Origin of the sequence: Myxacorys almedinensis A (assembly GCF_010091945.1) — a bacterium.
Classification (GTDB): Bacteria; Cyanobacteriota; Cyanobacteriia; order Leptolyngbyales; family Leptolyngbyaceae; genus Myxacorys; species Myxacorys almedinensis.
On the sequence record NZ_WVIE01000019.1, the window covers coordinates 1 to 25,646 of the forward strand.

At 49.6% G+C, this 25,646-nt stretch carries 25 protein-coding genes; 13 read left to right on the top strand and 12 right to left on the bottom strand.

The genetic code is table 11. The annotated features are described in order from the left end of the window. Positions 1 to 149 precede the first annotated feature (149 nt). From GS601_RS15655 to GS601_RS22970, 4 genes are all read left to right on the top strand, one after another. A complete protein-coding gene (locus tag GS601_RS15655; RefSeq protein WP_162424229.1) occupies positions 150 to 410 on the top strand; it encodes a ParE family toxin-like protein in 261 nt (86 codons plus the stop codon). A 245-nt stretch (positions 411 to 655) separates the two neighbouring features. Further along, positions 656 to 2,182, top strand: coding sequence for a YifB family Mg chelatase-like AAA ATPase (locus tag GS601_RS15660; protein ID WP_162424230.1), 1,527 nt, complete (start codon positions 656 to 658; stop codon positions 2,180 to 2,182). Between the two features lie 8 nt (positions 2,183 to 2,190). Beyond that, positions 2,191 to 2,406, top strand: a complete 216-nt coding sequence (locus tag GS601_RS15665; protein ID WP_162424231.1) for a type II toxin-antitoxin system HicB family antitoxin — start codon at positions 2,191 to 2,193, stop codon at positions 2,404 to 2,406. Next, positions 2,403 to 2,543 carry a type II toxin-antitoxin system HicA family toxin gene (locus tag GS601_RS22970; protein ID WP_202925131.1) on the top strand — a complete coding sequence of 47 codons (141 nt, stop codon included), beginning with the start codon at positions 2,403 to 2,405 and terminating at the stop codon, positions 2,541 to 2,543. The genes GS601_RS15665 and GS601_RS22970 overlap by 4 nt, the downstream gene beginning before the upstream one ends. 62 nt (positions 2,544 to 2,605) lie before the next feature. On the opposite strand, the gene GS601_RS15675 is transcribed toward GS601_RS22970, so the two are convergent. Beyond that, positions 2,606 to 2,743 carry a hypothetical protein gene (locus GS601_RS15675; protein ID WP_162424232.1) on the bottom strand — a complete coding sequence of 46 codons (138 nt, stop codon included), beginning with the start codon at positions 2,741 to 2,743 and terminating at the stop codon, positions 2,606 to 2,608. Between the two features lie 33 nt (positions 2,744 to 2,776). Between GS601_RS15675 and GS601_RS15680 the strand changes: the two genes are divergently transcribed. Then, positions 2,777 to 3,022 (top strand): hypothetical protein, encoded by a 246-nt coding sequence (locus GS601_RS15680; RefSeq protein WP_162424233.1) that lies wholly within the window; start codon positions 2,777 to 2,779, stop codon positions 3,020 to 3,022. Between the two features lie 125 nt (positions 3,023 to 3,147). Here GS601_RS15680 and GS601_RS15685 read toward each other — a convergent pair whose 3' ends face one another. Further along, complete coding sequence (locus GS601_RS15685; RefSeq protein WP_162424234.1) at positions 3,148 to 3,900, bottom strand: hypothetical protein; 753 nt, start codon at positions 3,898 to 3,900, stop codon at positions 3,148 to 3,150. Between the two features lie 162 nt (positions 3,901 to 4,062). On the opposite strand from GS601_RS15685, the gene purB reads away from it, so the two are divergent. Further along, entirely contained in the window at positions 4,063 to 5,358 is a 1,296-nt protein-coding gene (purB, locus tag GS601_RS15690; RefSeq protein WP_162424235.1) for an adenylosuccinate lyase, read from the top strand. Here purB and GS601_RS15695 read toward each other — a convergent pair. Then, positions 5,355 to 6,116, bottom strand: coding sequence for an SH3 domain-containing protein (locus tag GS601_RS15695; RefSeq protein WP_162424236.1), 762 nt, complete (start codon positions 6,114 to 6,116; stop codon positions 5,355 to 5,357). The genes purB and GS601_RS15695 overlap by 4 nt on opposite strands. A 426-nt stretch (positions 6,117 to 6,542) precedes the next feature. Here GS601_RS15695 and petP point away from each other — a divergent pair, with 426 nt between their 5' ends. From petP to psb35, 5 genes are all read left to right on the top strand, one after another. Further along, positions 6,543 to 6,737, top strand: a complete 195-nt coding sequence (gene petP, locus GS601_RS15700; protein ID WP_162424237.1) for a cytochrome b6f subunit PetP — start codon at positions 6,543 to 6,545, stop codon at positions 6,735 to 6,737. Positions 6,738 to 6,846: 109 nt separating this feature from the next. Beyond that, positions 6,847 to 7,941 carry a Get3/ArsA fold putative tail anchor-mediating ATPase NosAFP gene (locus GS601_RS15705; protein ID WP_162424238.1) on the top strand — a complete coding sequence of 365 codons (1,095 nt, stop codon included), beginning with the start codon at positions 6,847 to 6,849 and terminating at the stop codon, positions 7,939 to 7,941. A 16-nt stretch (positions 7,942 to 7,957) separates the two neighbouring features. Continuing rightward, positions 7,958 to 8,998: a chlorophyll synthase ChlG gene (chlG, locus tag GS601_RS15710; RefSeq protein WP_162424239.1), complete on the top strand. Its 1,041-nt coding sequence runs from the start codon at positions 7,958 to 7,960 to the stop codon at positions 8,996 to 8,998. A gap of 344 nt (positions 8,999 to 9,342) precedes the next feature. Then, positions 9,343 to 11,724 carry a transglycosylase domain-containing protein gene (locus GS601_RS15715; RefSeq protein WP_338017051.1) on the top strand — a complete coding sequence of 794 codons (2,382 nt, stop codon included), beginning with the start codon at positions 9,343 to 9,345 and terminating at the stop codon, positions 11,722 to 11,724. Positions 11,725 to 12,051: 327 nt separating this feature from the next. Continuing rightward, entirely contained in the window at positions 12,052 to 12,267 is a 216-nt protein-coding gene (gene psb35, locus GS601_RS15720; protein WP_162424240.1) for a photosystem II assembly protein Psb35, read from the top strand. A 72-nt stretch (positions 12,268 to 12,339) separates the two neighbouring features. Here the strand turns inward: psb35 and GS601_RS15725 are convergent, their stop codons facing one another. Next, entirely contained in the window at positions 12,340 to 12,771 is a 432-nt protein-coding gene (locus GS601_RS15725) for a tellurite resistance TerB family protein (RefSeq protein WP_162424241.1), read from the bottom strand. Continuing rightward, a complete protein-coding gene (locus tag GS601_RS15730) occupies positions 12,768 to 14,111 on the bottom strand; it encodes a 16S rRNA (cytosine(967)-C(5))-methyltransferase (RefSeq protein WP_162424242.1) in 1,344 nt (447 codons plus the stop codon). The genes GS601_RS15725 and GS601_RS15730 overlap by 4 nt, the downstream gene beginning before the upstream one ends. Before the next feature lie 186 nt (positions 14,112 to 14,297). Here GS601_RS15730 and dprA point away from each other — a divergent pair, with 186 nt between their 5' ends. Further along, on the top strand, positions 14,298 to 15,416 hold the full coding sequence (dprA, locus tag GS601_RS15740; protein WP_162424243.1) for a DNA-processing protein DprA: 1,119 nt from the start codon (positions 14,298 to 14,300) through the stop codon (positions 15,414 to 15,416). A 32-nt stretch (positions 15,417 to 15,448) separates the two neighbouring features. On the opposite strand, the gene GS601_RS15745 is transcribed toward dprA, so the two are convergent. Then, positions 15,449 to 17,449, bottom strand: a complete 2,001-nt coding sequence (locus GS601_RS15745; protein ID WP_162424244.1) for a polysaccharide biosynthesis protein — start codon at positions 17,447 to 17,449, stop codon at positions 15,449 to 15,451. 1,021 nt (positions 17,450 to 18,470) lie between these two features. Here GS601_RS15745 and GS601_RS15750 point away from each other — a divergent pair. Continuing rightward, positions 18,471 to 19,811 (top strand): sensor histidine kinase, encoded by a 1,341-nt coding sequence (locus GS601_RS15750; RefSeq protein WP_162424245.1) that lies wholly within the window; start codon positions 18,471 to 18,473, stop codon positions 19,809 to 19,811. Positions 19,812 to 20,071: 260 nt separating this feature from the next. Here the strand turns inward: GS601_RS15750 and GS601_RS15755 are convergent, their stop codons facing one another. The 6 genes from GS601_RS15755 to GS601_RS15780 all read right to left on the bottom strand — a co-directional run bounded on the left by GS601_RS15755 (position 20,072) and on the right by GS601_RS15780 (position 25,560). Continuing rightward, the gene (locus tag GS601_RS15755; protein WP_162424246.1) at positions 20,072 to 20,773 is read right to left on the bottom strand and encodes an ATP-binding response regulator; all 702 of its coding nucleotides are present in this window, start codon (positions 20,771 to 20,773) and stop codon (positions 20,072 to 20,074) included. Positions 20,774 to 21,115: 342 nt separating this feature from the next. Beyond that, positions 21,116 to 22,180 (bottom strand): MraY family glycosyltransferase, encoded by a 1,065-nt coding sequence (locus tag GS601_RS15760; RefSeq protein WP_162424247.1) that lies wholly within the window; start codon positions 22,178 to 22,180, stop codon positions 21,116 to 21,118. A 191-nt stretch (positions 22,181 to 22,371) separates the two neighbouring features. Further along, the gene (locus tag GS601_RS15765; RefSeq protein WP_162424248.1) at positions 22,372 to 23,325 is read right to left on the bottom strand and encodes a UDP-glucose 4-epimerase family protein; all 954 of its coding nucleotides are present in this window, start codon (positions 23,323 to 23,325) and stop codon (positions 22,372 to 22,374) included. Then, on the bottom strand, positions 23,322 to 24,077 hold the full coding sequence (locus tag GS601_RS15770; protein ID WP_162424249.1) for a glycosyltransferase family 2 protein: 756 nt from the start codon (positions 24,075 to 24,077) through the stop codon (positions 23,322 to 23,324). Before GS601_RS15770 ends, GS601_RS15765 begins: the two co-directional genes overlap by 4 nt. Positions 24,078 to 24,080: 3 nt before the next feature. Further along, positions 24,081 to 24,668, bottom strand: a complete 588-nt coding sequence (locus GS601_RS15775; protein WP_338017052.1) for a WcaF family extracellular polysaccharide biosynthesis acetyltransferase — start codon at positions 24,666 to 24,668, stop codon at positions 24,081 to 24,083. A 43-nt stretch (positions 24,669 to 24,711) separates the two neighbouring features. Further along, positions 24,712 to 25,560, bottom strand: coding sequence for a hypothetical protein (locus GS601_RS15780; protein ID WP_162424250.1), 849 nt, complete (start codon positions 25,558 to 25,560; stop codon positions 24,712 to 24,714). Positions 25,561 to 25,646: the final 86 nt, after the last annotated feature.

The following is a 25,646-nucleotide window of genomic DNA, read 5'->3' on the forward strand; positions in this document are numbered from 1 at the left end:
GAGTTCCAGCGGCTTAGACAATGGTTCTTTGATGTAGATTATCAGCGTTGGGATGAACAGTTAGAGCAAGACATCACAGAGGGCAAGCTAGATGGTTTTGCTGAAGAGGCGATCGCTCAATTCAAAGCGGGTCAATGTCGAGAAGTCTGATGCATTACACAACGCGAAGATTTTGGAAATGTTATGACGCGTTACCTGAAAATGTACAGGAGACGGCAGACCAATGTTATGAGCTTCTAAAGGCTGATCCGTCTCATCCATCGTTGCACTTCAAAAAGATTGGGAAGCAGTATTGGTCAGTTCGGGCAGGGCTGGATTATCGAGCCTTGGGTGTCGAGGTGGAAAAGGGTATTTCGTGGTTTTGGATTGGCACTCATGCAGAGTATGACAAGCTAATCGGTAAACTGTAACCAGCGGCACAACAACCCCAATGCACCCGACCGTTGAGAGGTTGTCTGTCAAAGTTCTAAGCTATCTGCGGCGGGTGATTGGGAACGTTAGCTTGTTGAAGTTAAGTTTTAGATGCGACCCCTTGCGGGTAACTCGAAGAGATCGCCCTGATACCCCATGCCCCAAACCGTCTCAATAAGCAGTCATCCTGTTGGTGCAGCCAGAATGCAGGGCATTCTACCGACAAGAATGATTAGGAAAAAACATGCTGGCAAGAGTTTGGAGTGCGGCGCTCGTTGGGATCGACGCGGTGAAAGTTGGCGTTGAGGTAGACGTTGCCAATGGTCTCCCCGCGATCGTAGTAGTCGGACTTCCAGATACTGCCGTTCAAGAATCGAAAGAACGAGTCAAAACCGCGATCAAAAATGCAGGTTATGGGTTTCCAATGCGGCGGATCGTGATTAACCTGACGCCTGCGGATTTAAGGAAAGAAGGCCCAAGTTTTGATCTGCCGATTAGCATTGGCATTCTGGCAGCTTCAGAGCAAGTCAGTGCAACGCTTTTAGAGGATTATTTATTTTTAGGCGAGGTTTCTCTAGATGGGAGCCTACGCCCGGTGGCAGGCGTACTTGCGATCGCGGCGGCTGCCAAACGCCTTGGCATTTCTGGCTTGGTGGTTCCCTCTGACAATGTTCGAGAAGCCGCTGTCGTGCAAGGCATCAAAGTTTACGGATTTAAGCATTTATCCGAGGTTGGGCAGTTTCTGCGCGACCCTTCATCTATTTTGCCTGCCCAGATTGATGGCGAAGCAGAGCTAACGCAAGCCCCAATGAGCGCGCCCGATTTACGAGATGTCAAAGGTCAGGCTCATGCCCGTCGAGCGTTGGAAATTGCGGCGGCAGGAGGTCACAATTTAGTGTTTGTTGGGCCGCCCGGCAGCGGAAAGACAATGTTAGCGCGGAGACTTCCGAGCATTTTGCCGCCCATGGCGTTTTCGGAAGCGCTGGAGGTTACGCAAATTCATTCGGTTGCGGGTTTGCTAAAAGATAAAGGCTCTTTAGTGGCGACTCGTCCGTTTCGCAGCCCCCATCATTCGGCATCCGGGCCTTCTCTAGTTGGCGGCGGCAGCTTTCCGAGACCGGGAGAGATTTCGCTAGCGCACCGAGGTATTTTATTTCTTGACGAATTAACAGAATTTAAACGCGATGTCCTTGAATTTTTGCGACAGCCGCTAGAAGATGGCACAGTGACAATTTCCCGAACGCGACAATCGGTATCGTTTCCGGCTCAATTTACGCTGATCGCTAGCACAAACCCTTGCCCCTGTGGCTATTACGGTGACACAGTTCAACCTTGTACGTGTTCGCCGAGGCACAGAGAGCAATATTGGGCGAGGCTATCAGGGCCTCTGATGGATCGCATTGATCTGCAAGTGGGCGTCAATCGGCTGAAGCCAGAGGAAATTACGCAGCAGACTACGGGGGAAGAGTCTGCGATCGTGAGAGCGAGAGTGCAAGCCGCGCGCGATCGCGCCTGTGATCGCTTCCAAGACACGCCGCTTCGCTGCAACGCCGAAATGCAGAGCGCTCACCTGAAAAAATGGTGTGAGTTAGACAGTGCGACTCGGATGTTGCTAGAAAGCGCAATTCGCAAGTTGGGGCTATCGGTGAGAGCGAGCGATCGCATCTTAAAAGTGGCACGTACGATCGCAGATTTAGCAGGCGATGAGGAGTTGCAAACGTCGCATGTTGCTGAAGCGATTCAATATCGTACGATCGACAGAATGCAGTGAGGTCAGAAATGAGCAGAGAATTTAATGTGGTGATTGAACGTGATTCAGAAGGCTACTTCGTAGGTTCTGTCCCCAGCCTTCCAGGATGCCATACCCAAGCAAAATCTCTAGATGAATTGATGGAACGGATTCGCGAAGCAATCGAGCTTTGCTTAGAAGTTCAGGGAAATATGACTGAGCCAATGGACTTTATCGGTGTTCAGCAAGTTTCAGTCGAAGTATGAGCAAACTGCCAAGCTTAACGGGACGCAAGCTAATTGCGGCGCTTCGCCAAGCTGATTTTGAAGTCATTAGAGTGCGGGGAAGCCATCATTTTTTGCAGCACCGGACGATGTACAGTTGTGCCGGTTCACTCAAATGAAACGCTCGGTCCTGGATTAATTGCACAAATTCTACGAGATTGCCAGTTAACGCGAGAAGAGTTTAGAGATTTGCTGTAGAACTGACGCGATCGCCTTTAATGGCACGAAGGCTGCGATCGCGTCCGCCTTTCAATCTCCGGGGGCGATTCGTAATTCCGCGATCGTCGATCTCTTTAATGATTTCTACACCGTTGAACACGAAGAAGAACTCGTTTATGTCGAGGAAGGACTGTTGTCCGTCGATGCGTGCGAAGACTTGGAATCTCTCTACTACCAAGAGTACGACGAGGAGTATGAAGAATCATTAGAAGACGACGACGAGGCTAAAACTGAAGATAGCTACGAGGAAGACGAAGAAGAAACCGAAGACGACGAAGAGTACGAAGACACTGAAGACGAAGAGAGCGAAGACACTGAAGATGGCTACGAAGAAGACGAGGGCGACGACGGAAGCGACGAAGCAGAAGACAGCGATTAAGCCCTCATCGCTTTGTTAGAGGTATCTGATGCCTGCACTAAACAAGAGGTCGGGCATCATCTCCAATACTTCCACCCAACGCCGTCACCTTAATCCATGTTCGTAACACGATTGTCAGCAGAGTGTTATTGCTGTTCAATTCTAGTTCGGTACTCCGGTGGCACTCTAACGCAATGAGGGTCAAGGAAATCGATTAAATCAATGAGTCTACCGTGAATTAACACGAGTTTCGCCGCATTGACCTTTGGCGCATTTGCCATCAGGTCAATATCGTCTCTCAGTTTTGCAAACCAACTCGCAAATTCTGGATCGCTCATCTTCTTCACAAACGTTGCATAACCCATGCAATCATATCCAACTGATTCACCACTGGAACGAGGAACCGTCATGATTTCCCCAATCGCTCGCTGTTCGCCATTGTGAAGTTGGAAAGCGTCTCCACCTTTGTAATGTGCAAATGCTTGATTAATGTTGACCAATAGTTCACTCAAGCGACGATTTAGTTCCAAATCACCCAGGTTCAAAAACTGAATTTCTCGGCGCAAAATTTCTACCCACGCAAGATACTCTGCAACAACGTACAGCGTGTTATAAATTGCGTAATTCTGTGCGGATGGCGATCGGTGATAAAAATACTGCAAAAAATCTTGCTGATGAATGTTGTACAAGCGGCTTTGCAGATCAATAGCAGAGCGCAATAGGGGATCTCGATACTTGGACATCAAAGCAGCCGTCTGAGCTTCACGCGATTCGGCTTCACGTTGCTTCGTAAGTCGGTCAGTTAATTGGGCAATGCGAGTTTGACCGTAAATGCTGATGACGGCGCTAGTAACCGCAACGATTGCCGCGATCGCCGCAGTGATGACTTCAAGCTTCATCCCAATTGGCTTACTTCTACAATTACTTGCATCGTACTTGATCTCGAACACAAACACATCGCTTTGAAATCACTACCACAGCCCAAGATACAAGCGAGCTAACTTCTCATTAGCGGGCTAAATTAGACGCTACAATGTGACCGTTGTATTCTGCGACGAGCCTTGATAGAGCGTTATACCCTGCCCGAAATGGGCAACCTCTGGACTGAAGCCTACAAGTTTAAAACTTGGCTAGAGGTTGAGATTGCTGTCTGTGAAGCCCAAGCTGAGCTTGGTTATATTCCCGCCGAAGCCGTCGCAGAAATCAAAGAAAAAGCGAATTTTGACCCTGCAAGAATTCTAGAAATCGAGGCAGAAGTTCGCCACGACGTGATCGCCTTTCTCACCAACGTCAACGAATACGTTGGTGATGCAGGACGCTACATCCATCTAGGAATGACCAGTTCGGATGTGCTGGACACGGCATTGGCATTGCAAATGGTGGCCAGTCTTGACGTGATCATGACTCAGGTTGAGGCATTGATCCAGTCGATTCGCTATCAGGCACAGCAGCATCGCCACACGGTGATGATTGGGCGATCGCATGGAATTCACGCCGAACCCATCACCTTTGGTTTTAAACTCGCAGGCTGGTTAGCCGAAATGTTGCGCCACCGCGATCGCTTGTGTCAACTCAGAAAAACGATCGCCGTTGGGCAAGTTTCGGGCGCAGTGGGAACTTACGCCCACCTCGATCCTCGCATCGAAACCTTGACGTGCCAAGCGTTGGGATTGGAACCTGATCCCGCTTCGACTCAGGTCATCTCCCGCGATCGCCACGCTGACTTCATGAATTGTTTGGCACTTCTAGCTGCGTCGATCGAACGATTTGCAGTTGAGATTCGTAACCTCCAGCGCACGGATGTATTGGAAGTCGAAGAATTTTTCTCGAAGGGGCAAAAGGGGTCGTCTGCGATGCCACACAAGCGGAACCCGATCCGATCAGAGCGCTTAACCGGCATGGCGCGGCTGATTCGTGGCTATGCCGTTGCTGCTCTGGAAAATGTTGCCCTGTGGCATGAACGAGACATTTCTCATAGCTCTGTTGAGCGCGTTGCTTTGCCAGACGCCTGCATTTTGATGCACTTTATGCTTGTCGAGGCGACCAAAGTGATCAAAAATTTGCTGGTTTATCCCGACAATATGGCACGGAACATGAATGTTTATGGTGGCGTTGTGTTTAGCCAACAGGTGCTTCTGGCGCTGGTGAAAAAAGGATTGAATCGGGAAGATGCCTACGCGATCGTCCAATCTTGCGCGCACCAAGCTTGGAATACCACCGACGGAGACTTTCGCCATGCCATCAGCACCCATCCGCAGGTAACAGCGGTTTTATCAGCCACAGAACTTGACGATTGCTTTGATCCACAGCAGCATCTGAAAAATCTCGATCAGGTCTATCAGCGCTTGGGCATTTAGAGCCTGGAGCGATCTGCTTTTGAAACGTGCTGGATTAGCGTTGCCTCTTTGACAATCGGGGCAAGTTTCTGACGCCAAAAGCGAATATCAGGAAACTCGGTCGCCACTTTCAAGACATCGCTCCATCGCCCTTCTTGAAGCGATCGCACCGCGATCGTGTATTTCGACTCGGCTAACTTCCACCGTTGGGGCATGGTTCTGAGCGCCACCTGAGCCTGATCGTACGCCGCGCTCTCTATCGGCACCGCCTTAGCCAGCGCGATCGCACCGTTCAAATTACCAGATTGGTAGTGGGAGAGCGCCTTTTCTAACAGCCGCCCCCCTGGATCGATGGTAGGAGACTGGATCGGCACAACCGGCGGAATGCTGACATGAGAGGCAACCGGGTTCGGCGTGCCGCAGTCGGTTTTGGTTAATTTTTTGTAAATCCAACCCGCGGCTGGTGCGCTAATTTGATACCACCCCTCCTTTTCAAGCACAATCGACACTTCTGTCCCGTTGGCGATCGCGCCGATAATATTGCCGTTCTGCTCAACCGGGGTAGCACGAACATTGATGGGCGGATGCGGATCAAAAATAACGGTTTTGCAGGAGCGCTCTTTGGCTTGCAACCACGCATTAGAGGTCGATTGGATCGATGCAGACGTGTCTTGACGAGGCTGACTCAGCGCATAAGCCGCTCCAGCAACAGTGACAATAGCCGTAATGTAAGCGCCAATTGCTAAAGGAGATGTCAACCGTTTTCTGCCAACTGTCATGGGGATGCCTCTACGCTAGGGGACTCAAAAACATGGAACTCAAACATAGATCAACAGATAGTAAAGCGTAACGCTGGCAGCCCTTCTCCTCGCCGCCTCTCCTAGCAAAGAATCAGCCAAAATCGGAGTCTTAGGTTGCTTTAGGAGGCGAGGGCAAAGGTTAACAGAGCTAACCGGGGCGAATACTCAAGAGCGCCCGTCCTATTGGATAGATTGCCCTAACAGGCAAAGAAAAGCGTTCAGAAGTTCTCGATATTCTTCAGAATGTCCCCTGAGTCCCCCCAACGTGATCTTCCCCTTGACAAACGAAATTGAATTTGTGCCTGCGGGGTAACAGCCTTGCTTGTCAGCCTTCTGTAGCCGCAAGCATGTTCTCGGAGTCAACATGCTGGTAAACTTTGGAATGGTCATGTATCAGTAGATGTAATGGAAATTGGTCAGAAAGTGCGCGTGCGGCGGTTGCGCGATCGCGTTCCTCCAGCAGTTGTGAGTAAGCTTGGGCAAGTCGGTGTTGTGCGCGACTTTAAAGTTGTAGATGGGCAGGGCGTTGGGCTGCTGATTCAGTTTGATGATCAATTTGCCACCTGGTTTTTTGAAGACGAGCTAGAGCAATATAACTAGGCGATCTCCAAGTCCAGGCAATCGATACTATAGAAAAGGTGCGGGCAGTGGAGACGGTTAGAACCTTAGCTCCGCACTTTATTTTCTATCCCTTTTTTAAAGACTGGACATGGCTTTTATTTTGACGTTTCTTGGCAAAGGTGGGACTGGGCGAACAACGCTGGCGATCGCGGCAGCAAAAAAATTCGCCACTCAAGGCAAGCGGGTGTTATTAATTGGACAAGATCCAAGCCCTGCATTTGGGCTGTCGGTGGGTGCGAATGTTGGGGCTGAGCCGCACGCGATCGCACCCAATTTGCAGGTTGTTCAGCTTCAGACCGCCCCTTTGCTAGAGCGAAGCTGGGACGAAGTTAAAGCACTCGAAGCGCAATATTTGCGGACACCGTTCTTTAGAGAAGTGTATGGGCAGGAGCTAGGCATCTTTCCCGGCATGGACAGTGCCCTAACGCTAAATGCCTTGCGAGAGTATGACGGCAGTGGGCACTATGATGTGATTGTCTACGACGGCATGGGCGACCAGACCACCTTGCGAATGTTAGGAATGCCAGACGTGATCGGTTGGTATATTCGGCGGTTTCGTCAAGTGTTTGCCGACTCTGATTTGGGAAAAACCCTATCGCCGTTTATTCAGCCTGTGGCAAGCGCAGTGTTAACCAATGCCAGTTTTGCAGGAGACAATTTTGCCCAACCGACGGGGCAGGTGAATGATTTGCTCAACCAGGGAAAGGAGGCGGTGAACAATCCAAAGCGGATGGCAGCCTATTTGGTGACCACCGACGACCCCGGCGCGATCGCAGTGGCACGCTATCTCTGGGGCAGCGCTCAGCAAGTCGGGCTAACCGTGGGAGGAGTGTTGCTCAACCGAGCCAGTCGCTTGAGCGAAGCCGACCTATTTCAGCCGCTCTCGGTATCGCCGATTCCCGATCAGCCCGTCAACGATTGGCAACCGTTAATCGAGGCGCTCCCTGAGTTTGAGGAGGCAACTCAAGCTCCTCGCCCGATCGCGATCAATATTGCTGAGCGCAAGGTCAGCTTATTTTTACCCGGGTTTGACAAAAAGCAAGTCAAACTGACGCAGTACGGACCGGAACTCACCATCGAAGCAGGCGATCAGCGCCGCAATGTGTCGCTTCCCCCCGCCCTCCGAGGTCAACCGGTCACCGGTGCAAAGTTCCAAGATGGCTATTTGATTATTTCGTTCTAACTTTTAAGATGCGGTTATGACAGACTCCACAACTCCAAACCTTCCAACTGACTCTAACGCCCCCGCTTCCCCCAACAGCAACGATACTTTGGAGCACCGTGACGCCAATCGTTCTGCTAAAACCCGGCAAATGCTGGGCATGAAAGGCGCAGACGTAAAAGAAACCTCGATTTGGAAGATTCGCCTCCAACTGATGAAGCCAATCACCTGGATTCCTCTGATGTGGGGAATTATCTGCGGGGCAGCGTCATCAGGGCTATATACCTGGTCGCTAGAAGATGTCTTGAAAGCAGCCACCTGTATGCTGCTGGCGGGCCCGCTGATGACGGGCTATACCCAGATTATGAACGACTACTACGATCGCGACCTCGACGCCATCAACGAACCTTACCGACCGATCCCGTCAGGGGCGATTTCCCTGCCTCAAGTGGTGACTCAAATTTGGGTTCTCCTGTTAGGCGGCATTGGCATTGCTTACGTGCTAGATCGCTGGGCAGGGCATGACTTTCCGACCATTACGGTCTTAGCGATCGGCGGTTCTTTGCTTTCGTACATTTATTCTGCACCGCCCTTAAAACTCAAGCAAAATGGCTGGCTCGGTTGCTTTGCCCTGGGAGCCAGCTATATCGCCATTCCGTGGTGGACAGGACATGCGTTGTTTGGGGATTTGAACCCGACGATTATTGCACTGACGTTGTTCTACAGTTTGGCAGGCTTGGGCATTGCGATCGTCAATGACTTTAAGAGCGTAGAGGGCGATCGGCAATTGGGGCTAAAGTCGCTGCCCGTTGTGTTTGGCGTTTCCACTGCCGCTTGGATTTGTGTATTGATGATTGATGTGTTTCAAGCAGGCGTCGCGGCTTACTTGATCAGCATTCAGCAAAATTTATACGCGACGTTGCTGCTGTTGATGATCATTCCTCAAATCACCTTTCAGGACATGTATTTTTTGCGAAACCCAACTGAAAATGATGTGAAGTATCAAGCCAGCGCTCAACCATTTTTGGTGTTCGGAATGCTGATTACCGCCCTAGCACTGGGTCACGCCGCCGTCTAAACTCGCGTTTAGATTGTGCCTCTTCTGCTCAGACATTGAGAAGTAAGCACAGAACTTTAGACTGCCCACGGTTTGCGCGAGCTTAGATCTCAAAAATCTCAATCTAAAATCTCAACCTAAAATCTCAATCTAAGTGTCACAAGTCCCTTCAACTCCTGTACACTAGACTCAGTAATTTTACGAACAGTAGAGACGGTTTTTCAGTTGCAGTATAAAAGTATAGTCCGAGAGCAATCACACTTGGGTGATACGGTTGACTCCTTCGGCGCTTTCCGTCACTGTAAGTCACAGGCTGCGACTCCACCAGGAATTGAAGTGATAGCTTTGTGTGATGAGGCACGAATGTGGCAAAGTATAGCTCGAAACGTCGAGGGCTTCCAACTCGTCCGGATCGTTCTCGGCTCAGGCAAGAGTCTATGACCGACGGAGGCAAAAAGCAAAAGCGCCGCTTGGGTATGCGGAACTCTCGTTCTCGCATCGGTCAACGGCTTGCAACGCTGCTGGGGCATCCTCAGATGGCCGGGATTCGAGGTGCTTTGGATATTACAACCGCCCGGTTAGAGCGCCTTGAGCGGCGGCTGCCTCCGCCCCTGAAAAGCCCGGTGGTTCGTCGTCGTCTTTTGTGGCTGGGCGTGATTGTGGGCGGCATTGGGGCAGCAAAACTGATCTCATGGCAGATTGACCGGAGCCTTCCCGATCCGGCTGAGATTCAGACCTTTGCCCGGCGTGGAACGTTGACCATTCGTGCTTCTGATGGAACGGTTTTGCACCAACTCGGCGCGGCAACTCGTGAGAAGTTAACGATCGACCAGATGCCGAAACAACTGATTGATGCGTTTGTGGCGTCGGAAGATCGGCGATTTTATGAGCATAACGGTATTGACATTCAGGGCATTGGGCGCGCGATCGCGCGTAACATTACATCGGGAGGCTTGGTAGAGGGTGGCAGCACCTTAACCCAACAGCTATCTCGAATCGTCTACCTCAACCAGGATCGCAGTATCGTTCGCAAAGTTCGAGAGGCGATGATCGCCCAGAAGCTTGAGCGATCGGTAGCCAAGCGGCAACTGCTCGAAAAGTATCTCAACCTGGTCTATCTTGGCTCTAACGCTTACGGAGTAGGCGACGCCGCTTGGATCTATTTCAGTAAATCCGTCAATCAGCTATCGCTTTCAGAAGCCGCCACGATCGCAGGGTTGCCCCCTGCTCCGAGCGTCTATTCTCCGTTAGAAGATTTAGAAAAAGCCCAACAACGGCGCAACAATGTTCTCGACAAGATGGTAGAGGCGGGCTATATATCTGTCACTGAAGCTCAAGCGGCGAAGGCAGAAGACCTGACGGTAAAGCCGAGTGAGCCAAAGAAAATTCAGAGCGATGCGCCCTATTTTACCTATTACGTACAGCAGCAGTTGCCGAACTATGTCTCGAAAGAGGCGATCGAAGCGGGGGGGCTAACGGTTGAAACGACGCTGAACGCGACCTGGCAGAAAGCCGCCGAAAAAGCGGTTAAAGAGACGATCGAGGTGGATGGCTCCGCCGCTAGCTTTAAGCAAGCATCGCTGGTTGCCATTGATCCTCGCAACGGTGAAATTCGCTCGATGGTGGGCGGCTACGATTTCTACAAAGAAAGCCAATTTAACCGAGCCACCCAGGCGCAACGTCAGCCCGGTTCGACGTTCAAGCCATTTGTCTATACAGCTGCGATCGCAGCCGGGTTTTCGCCCCACCGTTCCTACTTAGATGAGCGGTTTAAGGTAGACGGCTACCAGCCCAAAAACTACAGCAACAAATATTCTGGCTGGATGTCGATTAAGTCGGCGCTCACCAACTCGATCAACGTTGTGGCAGTCAAAACCTTGATCGATGTCGGATTTAGTCCGGTGATCAGAATGGCGCAAAATATGGGGATTCACTCCAAACTAGAACCGACCTATGCCTTGTCGCTGGGCGCGTACGAAGTGAATCTGCTGGAGTTGACGAGTGCTTATGGCGCATTAGCTGCCCAGGGAAACACGGTTGATCCCCATGGGATCCGTCGGATCGTCGATCGCAAGGGCAATGTACTTTACCAATCGGAATATAAGTCAAAGCGGGCGATTGATCCAGGAACGGCATCGATTATGACATGGATGCTGCGCGGCGTGGTCACTGATGGAACCGGACGCGCGGCGCAACTTGATCGCCCCGTAGCAGGCAAAACCGGAACCTCTGAAAAAGCCCGTGACCTCTGGTTTATCGGCTTTATTCCCCAAGTTGTGACAGGGGTTTGGCTGGGCAACGACGACAACTCGCCAACCTGGGGTGCTAGCTCTACGGCCGCATTTACCTGGCACGAGTTTATGAAAGAAGTGGTCAAGGGGATGCCTGTTCAGAACTTTCCTGACGTAGCTGATAATTTCGATACTCGCAAAGGCAGCATCAAAGCGCAACCGGTGAAGCCAAGTCGCATTCAATCTTTGGGGGCAGGTGCTGATCCGGAGGAATCTAGCCGCGATCGCAGGTACGAAGAAGCCCCCGCAGAACCGAGTTATGAAGAGCCAAGCTACTCTGCACCAGCCTATTCTGAGCCAGAAGATCCGGAGCCAGCTTATCCGGAGCCGCCGCCAGAGCCTGCTGCTGCCGAACCACCACCAGAGCCTGAGCAAGACGCTCCCCCGGTTGCCGAAGAAGCGCCTCCTGAACCTGAACCTGCCCCAGTTGGCTCTGATCCCCTTCCGCCTTCCTAAAAATTCGTGAGTTAGAGAGGGAGGAAGGGTTCAAGGGTGGATGGGGAATGGTTGTATTCCTCGCTTCCTAACGTTGAGGATTTGAAGAAACCAGGAGCGTTGGCTTCTACGTCTCTGAGCTAGAAAAGAGCAAGCTAGGACTCTTTATTTTCTTTTTATTCCTAAAGGAGTAAAAAGGCTGAATTGCTTTTTTCTGAGTTTGTATTCCCCTTATCGGCATATCTTTCTGCTCGATTTTTATCCACAAATTCGGACTCTTGAAAGATGACTTGGTATACTCACTTTAATATGCTGGCTGTAACGAAAAATTCACAGGAGAATTGTTAAATGAATATTCTATTAGAAGTCGCAACAGACGTAACGTCTAAGACCGGGATGCAGTTTCCGGTCTCCTTTACAGCAGTTTACGTCGTTGGGTTTATTGCGGCTGTGTCGATCGGCTCGATCGCATGGTATAACTCCAAACGTCCGGTCGGTTGGGAAGATAAAGAGCGTCCCGATGCGGTTCCAAAAGTTGAAAAAGAAGAAACGCCCGGTTTATAAAATTTTCTAAAATCGGTCAAAACCCAGACCGCAGACTCTGAGCGCAAATTTTACTCAGAGTCTTTGTTCTGTTTAGCTGATTTGCGAAGCACCCCGTTGATAGAGCTTTCGGATGGCTGCCAATATCCTGGCATGCATCGAGTTTAGGGCGTCGCTCTGGGCATCGACAAGTTGCAGGCGGGTCAGCAGCTTTGCTTCTTCGTCTGCGATCGCACCATCGCTATACACTAATCCACTAATCACTTCGATCAAACTTTGGCACGCTTCGGATGTGGGATGATCGCCCAGATAGGCTTGCACCCACTGATAGCACTCGTCGGGCGTGACCGATCGCAACTCGTGGAGCAACGGCTGAATTTCTGGATCATCAGCGACTCCCTTTTCTTGAGCAACCCGATGTAGATAGTGCCGTTCTTCGGGTTGAATCTTGCCATCGAGCCACGCTGCACCAATTAGAATCTTAACAAGCGCTTTAAAATCATTTGTCATAGAATCATTTGTCATAGATCGTGGCGCTTCAGCCGCACCATAAAGAACCCATCCATTTTATGTCGATGCGGCAAAACTTTGATCCATCCGGCTTTGGTCACAAACGGGGCAGCAGGCGAAGATCGGGGAGGACGATCGATGCTCCAGTTTGGATGATCGGTGAGAAACCGACCCATCACCGCCTCATTTTCTAACGGGTGTAACGTACAGGTGGCGTAGACCATGACGCCCTGAGGTTTGACCCAGGTGGCAGCCGCCGTGAGCAGATCTTGTTGAAGCTGCGATAAGTCTTGAACGCTGTCGGGAGTTTGTCGCCACCGGGCATCCGCATGACGATTCAAGGTTCCCAATCCTGAGCAAGGCGCATCAATCAATACGCGATCGCAGGTGTTCACAAATTGCGGCAGAGTTCGGCTGTCTCCTGTTTGAAGATGCACTGAGTGCAGACCGAGGCGATCGACATTTTGCTGTAGCTTTTTGAGCCGAGCCGCCGCGCGATCGCACGCCCAAACGATCCCTTCATCTTGCATCAACTCCGCCAAGTGCATTGTTTTTCCTCCCGGAGCCGCACACGCATCCACGATCGTGTCTCCCGGTTGCGGATCGACGAGATATCCCACCAACTGGGCGCTGCTGTCTTGCACCATCCACCACCCGTCTTGGTAGCCCGGCAGCGTTTGAATAGCTCCTGCCCCGACCGGCAATCGCAGCGCTTGGGGCAGCAGAGGAATGCGTCTAACGTCGATTCCGGCAGCGTTCATGGCAGTTTCTACTTGATCGAGGGTCGCTCGCAGCGTGTTGATTCGCAGATCGATCGGCGGCGGTTGATTCATCCACGCACACAGACGATCGGTCTCTTCCAAGCCAAATTGCTCGCTCCAAACTTGCACAACCCAATCGGGCAGGCTGTGCAAGACTCCAAGACGACCTAACGGATCGGATGGCAGCAGCAGCGGATCGCTCGTCTCGCTAGCGCGAAGATAGTGCCGCAACACTCCATTTACAAAGCCCGCCAATCCTACAAACCCATTTTGTTTCGCCAAATCAACCGTTGTGTTAACCGCCGCCGATGCTGGAACCTGGCTCAGATACCGCAATTGGTAGAAGCCCAAATGCAAGATCAGACGCAGATCGGGTGGCTGTTGAGCCGCTTTCTTTTTCGCAAATTGATCAATCAACGCATCCAAGGTGCGCTGACGGCGAACTGTCCCATACACAAGCTCGGTCAGGAGGCGGCGATCAAGGAGGGCTAAATTACTCTGATGCAGCGCCTGATCGACAGCGCCATCGGCAAATGCGCCTTTATGAATCGATCGAAGGGCGATAAATGCTAACTGGCGAGGAGTTTGAGTCAAGGTCTAACCGTGCGCTAAAATGCCTTACTCAGAATAGCAATCAAACCGCGAAAAGGAGGTAGCCCTTCGAGAGAACCGGAGAGAACACCGCTCTTCAGGGGTACGACGCTTGAAGGAATTAGACCATTTGCCCTTTCTCGCACGCTGGGAATACTGAAAGCGATCGCAGCGTAGGACGAAGAGAGAATGGAACGGGCTTTTTGGTTAGCTTGGTCGCAGATTCCAGGCATGGGTTCAGTTTTACTGAAACGGTTGTATCTGCACTTTGGGCGGTTGTCTGCGGCTTGGGATGCCAACGCTAACGAGTTGACCGAAATTGATGGAATTGGTCATGCCAGCGCGATCGCACTTGTTGCCGAACGCGCCACGCTCAATCCTCTGACGCTACTCCAAACTCACGAACGCCAGAATCCTAACTTTTTCACCCCTGCCGACCCTCACTATCCTCGCTTATTGTTCGATCTTCCTGATCCGCCTGCTGTGCTGTACTACCGGGGGCAAATCACCGTGCTAAAAGACTTGGATCGGGTCGCTGCGATCGCGCTTGTCGGCACGCGCAACCCATCGGACTATGGCAGACGCTGGACTCGAAAACTGAGTGCAACCTTGGCACAAAACGGGTTTGTGATTTTGTCTGGGTTGGCAGATGGCATTGATACCGAAGCCCATCGGAGTTGTCTAGAAGTGGGAGGAGCCACGATCGCAGTGCTGGGAACCGGGATCGATGTCGTGTATCCATACCGCAATCATCTGCTATACGATCAGCTTCTCAAGACAGGGCTAGCCCTGAGCGAATATCCGGCAGGAACGTTGCCCGATCGCACGCACTTTCCGCGCCGAAACCGAATTGTTGCAGGGTTGTCTCGTGCAGTTTTGGTCATAGAAGCGCCCAAAAAATCGGGCGCTTTGATCACGGCTCACTTAGCCAATGAGTATGGACGCGATGTCTATGCGCTTCCCGGAAGTTTAGATAACCCTAAATCAAGCGGTTGTCTGACCCTGATTAATAAAGGAGCACAACTGATTTTAGGAGAAGCAGAACTATTAGAAACGCTAGGAGCCATACCCAAACTAGATTCCAACACTCAGCTAGAAATGCAGTTGACGCTTCTTGATCTAAGTAGCGAATTAACGCAAGTCCTACACTCTATTCAGTCCATCACTCAAAGCCACAGTTCTGCATCGCTTGATGCAATCCTTCAGCACACGAAAATGGAAACACCATTGGTGACAAGTGCGCTGTTGCAATTGGAGTTGCTAGGACTCATCAAACACCTTCCAGGAATGAGCTATCAGACCAACTGAAGCACCACGCCTATCCATTAAAACTCATGTGCTCATCCGTTTCGAGGTAGGGTTCCTTCCGAGTTGCGCGACCCGCCAAGGGCACTGGCAGGCTGAGGATTGTACTCAGACACAACCAACTGGAGAAGCGATCGCAGCTTGATCTGATTGTTTTGATGCGCGGCGATAAAAAGCTGATCCAACAGTGGCTCTAGGATATTCCACGGAATCATCGCTTCTCTGGCTCCGTAAATTTTAGGATGGCTCGTGGCTTGGGCATCTGCCCCAATCAAAAGTTCTTCGTACAGCTTTTCGCCCGGTCGCAAACCTGTGATTTCAATTTCAATATCTTCACCGGGCACCAACCCACTTAACTCAATCATTTGAATGGCTAAATCGTAGATCTTGACAGGTTCTCCCATGTCGAGCAAAAAGACTTCACCGCTTTTCCCCATTGCCCCCGCTTGGATCACGAGCCGAGAGGCTTCTGGAATTGACATAAAATAACGAGTCATTCCAGGATGGGTGAGTGTAATTGGCTTACCCATAGCAATTTGCTGCCGAAAGCGCGGCACAACCGAGCCGTTGCTGTTTAGAACATTGCCAAAGCGCACCATCACAAATCGCGTGTGCAGCGTTGAATCAGCCGCTAACGCTTGCAGCACTAATTCTGCGGTGCGTTTTGTTGCTCCCATCACGTTCGTAGGACGCACAGCTTTATCCGTGGAGATCAACACGAACGTCTCGACGCGACATTTATCAGCCGTACGAGCAGTCACTAGCGTTCCATGGACGTTATTGAGAATACCTTGAGCCGGATTTGCTTCAACTAAGGGAACATGCTTATACGCCGCCGCATGATAGACCGTTTGCACCTGATATTGAGTAAATGCTTCTTCCAATCGTTTTGCATCGGTCACCGATCCCAAAAACGCTATGCGAGGAATATGAGGATAGGTTTCTGCCAACTCTGCATCAATCGAATACAGCGCAAATTCATTGAGTTCAAACAGCACCAACCGCCGAGGATTTTGTTGAGCAATTTGCCGACACAACTCCGAGCCGATCGAGCCGCCCGCGCCTGTCACTAGCACCGACTTATCGGTAATATTGACCCGCAGCAGGCTAGGATCAGGAAGCACTTCTTCGCGCCCTAGCAGATCAGAAATATCGACATTACGGATGCGACCAATGGGCACTTTTCCCGATAAAATTTCGCTGATCGTGGGAACCGTCTTCACCTGGACGGGCAAGCCTTTCAGTGTCTGCAAAATGCGGCGCTTTTGTTGGGGAGTTGCAGACGGAATGGCTAACAGCACGATGGTAGCTTGGTGCTGCCCAATGAGCGTTCTGAGCAGGCTCGGCGCGTAGATTTGAGTCTTCTCAATCCATCGACCTTGAATATCGGGGTTGTCATCGACAAAGGCAATCACGTCGTAGGTCAATTCGCGATCGAGGGCTTGAGCAAGTTGCACCCCGGCTGATCCTGCACCGTAAATCACAATGCGTTCTGTTTTTTGAAATGCCGTTGCGATCGCAGCGCGAGTTTTTGGACGTGATTTGGGGGCTAGCTCAGCAAGCAACAGGGCTTGCCGCATCGAAAACCGAAATCCGACAACAGCAATCCATGTCACCAATGCAGAAATGATCTGTACCGATCGAGGTAGCAGTGAAAGTCCGAGGAGGGAACCAGTTGCGCTCAATGCCGCCTCACTCAGAATAACCGAGCGAAGAGCAAGCCAAAGAATCCCTGCTCCGGTGTGCCGTAGTAGAGGGCGATACATGCCTAGGAAATAGAAAATGCAAAACTTAATAGGAACAACAAAAAGAATGATGTCTCTATAAGTAATGATTTTTTCAACTAGAGGAAGATCATCAAAGCGCAAATTGAGGGCAACAAAAGTTGCAACTAGAAAGATAACTCCATCAGTTGCAAAAAGAATATACCGCCGCAATCGCTGAGGCAACTGAATCACAACCTTAAAGCAACGAATAGATAAGTCAGTTCGAGACAGATAAGATAATGCATAAGAAACCGAAAACCGATCTCGCATAGACTTAATCCTCGCAGGCAAAATTCTTTATAGGCATTCGATGAGAAGGTAGAGTTTCAACTGCCCAGAAATTCAGTCAAACTAGAAAGACCATCGCATCTGGGCGTGAAGTGGTAGAGCACTCTGAATTCTCTTTAAGGGTGCGACGAAGCACCAGTCGTGATCTCAAAACCAAAATATGCGATCGTTTAGAACTTCGCGAAACGAATCGCTGTGACCCTTTAGCCAGCCATCAACACAGACCTAAGTACTGCTAGCCGATGGTGCCTATTGCATCCCTGTACCATCACTAATACTTACTTAAAAACTCAGTTGTGCAAGAAAAATTCTCGTAAATTTTGTATGAAGGATATCAGTAAGCTTAACGTGAGCGATCGCTGGCTCTTCTCGGAGCAAACCAAAACAAATCTTAGAGCAAAAACGTTAAACTGCGCTCAATCTGGTGGTTACTGATAGATTAACCGACTTACACTCTAACTCATAATCGTTCAATCACTTATCTTGCAGGGCTGATCTGATCAAAGAAAACACGGATAAGGTTTAGGTTTATAAGCCGTACTTTCCCGGATCAATCACTCTCAAATTGCGGCAGAAATTCACAACAGTTTGTATCTTTTAGCACTTGCATAATTTTCTTGAATGCCTTAACTGCTAGTCTCTCCTGCTCTCTCAACTTCTAAGAAGTTGATGAGCCATCTGATCTTGTGCTTTCGAGTTTCTGTATCCTTACGGTTATTCATTCTACGGATCTGCGTATTGCACAGGAGGAAAATAAAGCAACTTTGGTAAATTCTTTTAGAGTTTAGTAAATTCTTCTAGATTAAACAGAACCTTGCTGTGCTTGCCTGCTGTCTGCAAAGTAGCCGATGATGCTTGGATCGCAAGATGAAGAAACGATAAAGACACCCGAATTTCTACGGATACCATAGGTGAAACTAAGAATAGAGTGCCAGTAATTACTGAAGTTTAGTTGGACTAACTTGCCTCAGTAAGCAGTAGCACCACAGAGGGGTAATCTGCGATGGGATCTACTCAGCAAGCACTTCGGGTGAGCAGCCCTCAAACGCTGCACTACCCACCGGTGTATCACCGGGTTCAGCCTCCCCAAGATAACGGGGCAGAAGAGACGGGTTTTCCATGTTTGTCAGAGGCGATCGCGCAGTGCGACATTTCTAGAGATCGCTTGTGTACAGGGCTAGAGCAGTCTTGGCTGGCGTCTCTGGTCTATAGCAGCCCTGCTCTCATTGGAACAGTCTCCTTCGACGGGCAATGGCTGTTTATGAACCCAGCCGGACAGGATCTGCTGGGGCTTTTTGGGCTTGAAGCCAGCCATCGAATGGGGTTGGCAGAAACAGTCAACAGCGAGGATCAAGCCACTTTATCAGAAATATTACCGACCGTACTACAGCATGGGCACTGGCAAGGCTCTCTGCGCTTTACCCATGCCCAAACCGGCGCTACGATCGCAACGGCTTGCCAATGGTTTATCGTCCGGGATCTCTACACAAATAAGCCGCTCTGCTTTGCAACCATTAGCCAAGCCATAGCAGAACCAGAGACTTTAGAAACCAACACTGCTTCAGAAACCGCTCTTTCTGCTATGCCGTCGCCTTCGGCTCTGCAAGACGCGCTAGCCCACGAGAGAGCGCTGAATCACCTTAAGTCTCGATTTTTGGCAGAAGTTTCTCACGACCTGCGATCGCCCTTAGCCGTAATTTCCTCATCCATCGGAATTTTGGAGACAATGAGCAACTTGCCAGAGTTTGGCGGGGCTAACCATCTGAATAACGCTAGAAAACAGAAGCATTTTCAACGAATTCAGAACAAAGTTAAACAAATGACGCAACTGCTAGAAGATATCTTACTTCTGAGTCGCACCGAGCAACATCACCTAGCGCTCCAGCCTGTGCCAACAGATATTATCCGGTTTTGCACGGAGCTAGTAGAAGAAGCCCAACAAAGTACACAGCATAAGATTATCTTTTCCTGCTGTAGCAAACAGATGCCCATTCAAACCTTGAATGCTGCGGTAGACATAACGTTATTGCGGCGAATCTTGGTTAATTTGCTTTCAAACAGCATCAAATATTCACCAGACGGGGGAAGAATTTACATCGATTTAGATTGCCAGCCTGATGCATTTATATTTCAGATTAAGGATCAAGGAATTGGCATTCCGCTAAGCGAGCAACACTGTTTATTTGATTCGTTTTATCGCGCTAGTAATGTAGAAAAAATATCTGGAACAGGATTAGGATTAGCAATCGTAAAACAATGTGTAGACATCTACAGGGGAAATATCAGCTTAGACAGCGAAATTGAAGTAGGGACAACATTCACGGTAAGCATACCCGTCTATTAAAGCTAATGCTAGTGGAGCGAATTGAGTAATCTAAGCAACTGCGATCGCAATCGGTACAGGATCATAAAAAGCGTCACTCAGATCCGAGAATAGGAATGGATGCACGCAAAAGAGAAGCAACATTTCAACCCCTCTCCCGCAAGTAAGAGAGAGGTTAGAATGGCAGAGTGTGCCATCACCAAACTGGCGTGTCGTTTAGCTCTGACCACGCGCTTGTCACAAGCCTGTTTTTTAATGACACCCCCAAGTTTATAGACGCATTACAAGGGGGCGCGCAGTTTGAGCTTGCCGCGCAAAATATTTAATTTTGCAGGGTTTAGATATTCTTGTAAGCCAGAAACTTCATTCAGCAACGAGGTGCCTCGCGCACATTCTTCTTCTAAAATGGCAATATAGCGTTGAGCATCGGTCTCAGACAAACTTTGCTTTAGCATGTAAGTTGCAATGCTAATGTTAGAAACCGGATGGCGTAACCCTTGAGAGAGCTTTTGCAAGAGAATTCCATTAATCTCAGCCAACTCCTGACTAACTTGGAGTTGCTTTTCTAGAGATTGAGCCTCCCGAACCTTCGTTTCGTACTGTTGTGCCAGTCTAGCGTGCTTGTCTAGACAGCCCTTGATAGCTCGCACCAATTCTTCGTTGGTAAATGGTTTTGTCAGATAGTCGTCTGCGCCCAGTTCCATACCCATTCGCACGTCAGCGCGTTCAGCGCGACCCGTTAAAAAAATAAACGGTGTTGTTGCGGTGGTTGCATCTTGCCGCAATTGATTGAGTACACCAAAGCCATCAAGCTTCGGCATCATGACATCACAAATCACCAGATCTGGAACTTCTTCTCGTGCCAGTTCTAGCCCAGCCAAGCTATTTCTTGTTGCGATCGCACGAAAGTTTTGAAGCTCTAAAATTTCTTCAATATTTTCTAAAATATCTGCATCATCTTCAATCACTAAGATGCTGTTCATTCCCTATTCCAAGATAAACGGCGCGCTACGTCTCAATTTCACTGCCTCGATTTCACTGCTGCGTACCCCTTGATCTTGTAAGTCGCCCAAACCGATACCTGATGTAGATGCCTTTTCGTTCTCTGTCCATGCAAAATTTGCGATCGGACAGATGACAGCGCGATGAATGGCTGAGGTCAGAATTTCGAGTCTATGTCCTGCATTTTACCTAGAAGATAGAGGCATTTCCGCTTGCTTTACTGCTTCTTCATAAATTTTCAGTTCAGATCCTTGACACGTTGGGTAAAGTTACTTACGCCAGTATCAGTAATAGCTCAGTACCAGCAATAGCTGTTCTTCTGGCTAACTTGCCCGTGTGCCAGCAAAAGAGTTTCTCACAAAAGAATAGAGCGCTGTCCGCATTCGAGTGCCTTGGCGACGGGTTAGATAGCGCTCAGCCAGCACAAGAACCACGCTGATCGACACCAGGCTCACCCATGCCCCAGAGGTGCCCCACCAATATAGACTTGCCGCGATCGCGCCTGCACTGAGACTATAACTAGTAGCAACCTGCCCATGAGACCATCCTGTCTGCTGCAAACGCTGATAGATGTGAGAGCGATGAGGTTTAAAGATATTTTCTTTCTGAACCAATCGCCGCGCCAAGGTGTAAATCGCATCCATAACCAGCGGCAAGGTGATCGCCAGCAATGACCAGGCTTGCCCAGCATTTCCAGAGTGGGCGAGCAGCGCATTTCCCCCAGAGAGTAAAGCCACTGATACGGTTGCGCCTAACACCGTGCTGCCTACATCGCCCATAAAGATTTTTGCGGGCGACCAGTTCCACCAGAGAAAGCCCAAGAGCGCTACAACCAAAATCATGAAAAGCGGCTGATTGAGCGCGATCGCTAGAAATGCAAGCTGGATAGCAGAGACGCTAGCCACCAACCCATCTAACCCATCCATAAAATTGTAAAAGTTAATCAGCGCCGTCATGCCAATTACGGTTAGCAAGATCGCCACGATCGCGCCCCACATTCCAAGCGAGGCAAACCAAGGCTGAGGAAACGCACCAAACCAGTAGACTGCGATTCCAGCCGTTGTTAACTGCACAAAATAGCGAACTCTAGCAGGAACATTTCCGCGATCATCAAAGATACCAATAATTACAAGCGGAACTAACACTGTCCAGAGTTGAAATAAATATATTGGTTCTACCGCATTAGAACCTAAAAAAAGCATTAATACGCTAGTAAGAGCAAACGCTGTCACAAATCCTAATCCACCACCACGCGGAGTCGGCTGGGTATGCGAACTTCGATGATTTGGAATGTCAAGCAAATGCGAACTGAAATACCGTCGGATTAATCCTACAAAAAGAAAACTAAGCGCTCCACTCGTTGCTAAAAACGCTGGAAGAATATTCATAGTCAAAAAACAGAAACTGATTTCTACATCAAAAACGCAGTTCGTAATTGGCGATCGCAGCGTCGCCTTCAACAAAGATGCACGGGAAGGATGTCGTAGACAGAATCAGTCGTGAGAGTGTATAAAGCAGGTAAAGGCGATGCAATGACAAAGGCGAGTTACAAACTAAATTACAAATTGCTGTAGTCAAGTCAATGAGTTGTGTTGTACCAAGTTGCCGTTGCCTTTAACCCTTGTTGAAAGGTAAACGGCGGCTGCCAATCGAGGGTTTGGCGAATGGCGCGATCGTCGATCGTTAAAGAACTCAGTAACCGATCGATTGCAGCACTCTTACCTGTAATTTTTCCGAAAAATCTCAGTGTATCCGGAGGAATTGGCAACAAATGTGCAGGAGAATTTAGCGCGATCGCAAGATTGCGAATCAGATCAGGTGTGGACACAGCAACACCATCACTGACCAAAAAGGTGCGCCCCGGAGCAGCAGGATGGACGGCACAGGCAGAAATAGCATCCACCAAATTCCCGACATAGACCAAGCTTCGAGCATTCTCAACCCGACCAAACGGCAGGGGAACTCCGCGCTTTACCAGCCGCATCAACTGCAAAAAATTGGCTTTCACGTCTGCGCCGTAAACGAGCGGCGGTCTGATGATGACCGCTTCTAAACCGGTGTCAGCCGCAACAGCGTGCAAGGCGCATTCAGCTTCCCTTTTGCTGATGCCATACGGATCTTGAGGTGACGGCGTAGACAATTCGGTGTAAGGGTTAGCTTGCCCTTCACCGTTAACTTTGATTGAACTGAGATAAACAAAGCGGCGAACTCCGGATTTGGCGGCTGCGATCGCAAGCTCTCTAGTCGCCTCCGTATTCACCGCCCGAAAGGCACTTAACGGGTCGCTGACCGAATCATGCATCACATGCACACGAGCCGCGAGATGCACAATGCAATCGATCTGAGATAAAACGTCATGACGAGCCGCGAGGTCAGACAACGACTCAGCAATCACTGGCTTCACCTGCGGCGGAAGCAACTGAGTTTGATGATCCGACCGAACAACCCCATAAACAGAGGTATGCGGCAATTGTGGTGCTAGGCAAAACGCCGTTCCCACAAATCCACTAGCACCAGTAACTAAAAGCTTCATGTGGGTCGAGCAACAAGTTGAAATACTTTAGTGAAATATTTAGAAAGAACTTTGGGCATATTGGTCTGAATATTATTTTCAGCGCAGCCTCGAATAATTTCTCGATTCAAAATCCAATTGCTTTTTAGATTTGTCGTGCTAACCCCTCCTGCCCGCATCTTCACCATGATTTTTGGCAAATAGCTGTAAGACAACCGATGCTTAGCAAGAAACCGAGTCAGCAATTCATAGTCTGCGGCGATTTTGTAATCGGTCTTAAAGAGTCCATAACGCTCGTATGCCCAGCGTTTTACAAAAAATGTAGGATGAGCAGGCATCCAGCCGTACGCAAATTGATCCGGGTTAAATTTCGCTGAACTATAATATCGGATCACTTTATTGCGATCGCTAGAGGTAACATAAACCAAATCACCAAAAACTGACTCGGCTTGCGTCTGCTCAAAGTGTTTAACTACGCTAGAAATAACGGTTGTATCGGCATAAAAATCATCAGAATTAAGAATGCCGATGACATCGCCTGATGCCAAACGAAGCCCTTTATTCATCGCGTCGTAAATGCCGCTATCGGGTTCAGAGATCACCTTAGCAAGGCGATCAGAATACATTTTGATAATATTGAGGGTGCCATCAGTTGAAGCGCCATCAATAATAATATGTTCAATATCAGGATAATCTTGCGACAAGACAGAGTGAATCGTATCTCTAATGGTAGACTCGCCATTAAAGACAACCGTAATAATTGAAATTTTCATGACTTAGCTGGGGGCGAGAAGTTCGGCGGAGGAAAAGCTGTTTTTGATCACGCGGGGCTTAATGGCAACAGCCGGATTTCCTGCATAGATTGTCCAGGGAGACAGCGATCGCGCCGCAACACTACCCAGGCTCAATACGGCTCCTTCACCAATCTGAACACCGGGTGCGATCGTAGATCGTGCTGCTAACCAGCTACCCGATTCGACGGTGATCGGAGCCACATGCAAATCAAACGTTGCCGCCGTCCAGTCATGATTTCCAGTGCAGAAATACACCGATTGAGAAACGCAGATATGATCGCCCAAAACAATCGGGGCAAGGTTGTCAAACCAAGCATTTTCTCCGATCCAACAATGATTCCCGATCGTTAACCGCCAAGGAAACTTAACCCGCACTCCCGGCTTAATTCGGACGCCTTGCCCGATCGCTGCACCAAACGATCGCAGCATCCAAACTTTGACACTCGACACGGGGAGCAGGCGGCTTCTAACGACCGGATCACCGATGAAAAACCACAAAAGCTGCTTCCAAACGGGCGCGCCTGGGGTGTATTCCCCAAGCGTATAGTTGTTGAGATGAATCAAGCTCACAGTGCTTTAGGGTTTAGAACAATAGCGTTTAGAACAATGAAGATCACAGAGCAGCCTTAAATTTGACAGTTTCTTGCCACCAGGCTTGTTGAGTATCTAAGACATTGGTTCTCGGCTCGTCATGCCCTGCCCAATCCCATAGAACTAAGCCATTGGCTCCGCGATCGCGCACGGTTTCTAGCTGGGTTCGCCAATAGTCTCCTGCGATGAATTGATTGCGCCGCTCACGGTTACTGATGTGATACCGGCACCAGAGAAACGGGTAAACGGGTTTGCCAAATTGCTGTGCTTCTTCGATGTTTGCACTCGCATAGGTCACCCATCCGGGAATATCTGTATAAAAAGTATAAAGAGAAGGTGCGAGAAAATCAGAAGCATCAGCGATCGGTTTGAGGAATTGGTTGGCTGTCCTCCAGCCTGAACGCCCTCCTGGTAAGTTTCGCACGGGCGTCCAGTAATCGCGAATCGGCGGTATGCTGTAAACTCCAAGCTTGAGAGAAGGGGCAGCCTCTCGCATCCACTCAATGACCTGTAAAAGCTTATCGATGCTTTGTTGAACTTCCGCTTTCGGGTCTTGGTTGATGTTTACCTTCCAATGTTCGATGTCGATCACAAAATGGGAGAACTGCCCTGCTGCGGCACGGGCATTTTGTTGGCAAGCTTCTCGATCGGGCTGCGATCGATCATCTTTGTTCTTCCAAAAGCCGCGATCGTCGACCCGAATTGGCTTTAGTCCAGCATTGGGCTTTTGATCATAGATTAGACCATCAAAGATTGTAAAAGAGGCTGCTCGCTGAGCAGGACGAGACTCGACTTTCTGACAGGCACTCGGTAAAAGGGCACTTCCACCCAAAAGCGTGAGAAACTGTCTACGGTTCCAAAGGCTCGGCATTTGAGAAGATCTCCTGTAGTTTAATGATGTGCGAAGTCGAGAATAAAACTAATACCCAATTGATTTTTCACGGCGACAGATCCTCG